A 2769-nucleotide genomic window follows, 5' to 3' on the forward strand; every position below is an offset into this window, starting at 1 on the left:
GAATTATTTATGTCTATGAAATCTACGATGCATATTGATAAAAATTTCACACTTTCCGCAGTCGACCCACGGCTCTATGGATCATTCATTGAACACTTAGGCAGAGCAGTATATGGCGGAATTTACGAGCCCGGCCACCCTACCGCAGATGAAAACGGCTTCCGCGGCGATGCGTTGGAGGCCATTCGCTCTTTGAATGTGCCAATTATACGTTATCCAGGAGGAAATTTTGTATCCGGCTATAATTGGGAGGATGGCGTCGGGCCTAAATCCGAGCGCAAACGTCTTCTTGATCTTGCATGGTGGACAACAGAAACGAATGAAGTAGGAACAAACGAATTTGCAGATTGGGCGAAGCTTGTCGGCTCAGAAGTGATGATGGCTGTAAATCTTGGAACACGCGGCATTGATGCGGCTAGAAACCTTGTTGAATATTGCAACCATCCATCAGGGTCTTACTACAGCGATCTTCGCATTTCACATGGCTATAAAGAGCCTCATAAATTTAAAACCTGGTGCTTAGGGAATGAGATGGACGGACCTTGGCAAATCGGGGCAAAAACTGCTGTGGAATATGGAAGACTCGCGAATGAAACGGCCAAAGCAATGCGCTGGGTCGATCCATCCATCGAGCTTGTTGCTTGTGGCAGCTCATCCAGCGGCATGAGCACTTTCGCGGAGTGGGAAGCAACCGTGCTTGACCTTACCTATGATCAAGTGGACTTCCTATCGCTTCATACGTATTACAACAATAACGAAAACGATTCCTCCAACTTCTTGGCAAAATCGCTTGATATGGATCAGTTCATTTACAGCGTAACAGCCATTTGCGATTATATGAAGGCAAAGAAACGGAGCAAGAAAAAGCTAATGCTCTCGCTTGATGAGTGGAATGTATGGAACTCGATCGGCTCAAGCCGAGCAGAAGAGCTTTGGCAAGTAGCTCCACCTGAATTCGAGGATGTGTATACACTTGAGGATGCACTGGCTGTAGGCTGTTTCCTAATTACGCTGCTCAAACACGCGGACCGCGTAAAAATGGCATGTATCGCTCAACTGATTAATGTCATCGCGCCAATAATGACAGAGACCGGCGGGCCATTATGGCTGCAAACGACCTATTATCCTTATCTTCACGCTTCCGTTTATGGAAGAGGAACCGTGCTTCATCCGATAATTTCATCACCGAAATACGATTCCAAGGATTTCACTGACGTGCCTTATTTAGAAGCAATCAGCGTATTCAATGAGGAGCTAGGCGAAATTACTATTTTCGCCGTCAATCGTCATTTATCCGAAGGACTTGAGCTAGATGTAGATGTTCGCAGCTTCGGCAATGTAAGCATTATCGAGCATATCGTTTTGGAGCATGATGATTTGAAAGCCAATAATACGAAAACGAACCCAAGCAACGTTGTTCCTCATAACCGCGGGACTGCCAAAGCTGATAATGGAAACGTTAAAGCGTTGCTCGGCAAAGCATCTTGGAACGTGATCAGACTTCAAACTAACAGAGGTTAATTAAGCCTCTCAGAATAGAAAGTATACTAAAAAACCGCTGAAGCTATAGCTTCAGCGGTTTTTTTCTAGTTCTATTGAATATGAAGCATTCGCATGCGCATAGCTCCAGCTGGCGTCTCAACCGATATAATATCTTCTATACGGCTCATCAGCAGCTGTCTTCCGACAGGAGAGAGGAACGAAATGTTATTCTGCTCCGGATCTGCGTCATGGGGATAAACAATTTTGAACGTATCTGAGGTAGCGTCATCCAAATAAGAAATGGTAACCTCGCAGCCTATAAATACGGTTGATGGCAATCGCTCATCCGATGATTTCAGCTCTTTCTCGACAAACTGTACATATTCGGTAATAAATTGATAGATTTGCTTACGCTCTGACTCCTGTTTGGGCGCATGTGCATCAAGAAAAGCTTGCTTCTCTTCGCCCAAAACTACGAGCTGATGCCTTAGTTGATCTCTAAGGGTATCTAAGGGCAGACTATGGTTCATAGTATACTTCACCCCCTAAAGACGTATTGCGCAGCGGCAAGGTTTGGACGATGGTTCGCATCATTTGCTGCTTCCTCCTTATAAAAATATAGGCCTCTAAGAGTAGAGGCCTTGCTCCCATATTATCAGACTTCAATCAGAAGTCCAATCTCTAGTTTTTTTTGATCGAACCATTGCATTAACCTAGCGCTTCTCTATCCTCATTTGTCTCGCAAGGCAGTAGCACAAGCATTGTATAAGGGAGTTTCATATTGTATAGAAGACTACTAGGAAAGGAGCTGACAATATTGTCTTGCAGACCATTTTGTCCGACAGTCCGGGTATATGATCCTCCAGTAACGGTTACCAGAGATGTTTTCCATCCACAAATCGTAGAGGTAGTTCACCAAGTAAACGTTGTTACACGTCATCACTGTGTTCCTTGTGAAAAACACCTTTATGAATATTGCTATGTTGATGAAAATCAAGTAGGTGGCGAACAAGAAAACAGATCAAACCGTTCGCATAAACGCAATAAAAGCGAGAGATCCTATATTTCGAGAGCAAAAAAGAAACAATCAAAAAAATAGTTAAAAAGCAAAGGGGCTGTCCCATAAGCATCAAGCTCGCTGAGGAATAGCTCGCTTTGAACGGGAGTATTGGTAGCAGTACAGGAGAGCTATTCCTGTACTGCTTTTTTCTATTCTTGTCTATGCTTGCTTCATAGGATTATGGGCAAGCGAAAGCCACCCGACCTCCAGACTTACCTTCGGTAAGC

The 2769-nt window shown here is 44.2% G+C and carries 2 protein-coding genes; one reads left to right on the top strand and one right to left on the bottom strand.

Going from position 1 to position 2769, the window contains the following annotated elements:
* Nucleotides 1-9 precede the first annotated feature (9 nt).
* A complete protein-coding gene (gene arfA, locus AB4Z17_RS33015) occupies nucleotides 10-1521 on the top strand; it encodes an arabinosylfuranosidase ArfA (RefSeq protein ID WP_441964638.1) in 1512 nt (503 codons plus the stop codon).
* Between the two features lie 71 nt (nucleotides 1522-1592).
* Here arfA and AB4Z17_RS33020 read toward each other — a convergent pair whose 3' ends face one another.
* Nucleotides 1593-2012, bottom strand: a complete 420-nt coding sequence (locus tag AB4Z17_RS33020; protein WP_441964636.1) for a GreA/GreB family elongation factor — start codon at nucleotides 2010-2012, stop codon at nucleotides 1593-1595.
* Between the last annotated feature and the right edge of the window lie 757 nt (nucleotides 2013-2769).

Origin of the sequence: Paenibacillus sp. TAF43_2 (assembly GCF_052113545.1) — a bacterium.
In the GTDB taxonomy this organism is placed as follows: domain Bacteria; phylum Bacillota; class Bacilli; order Paenibacillales; family Paenibacillaceae; genus Pristimantibacillus.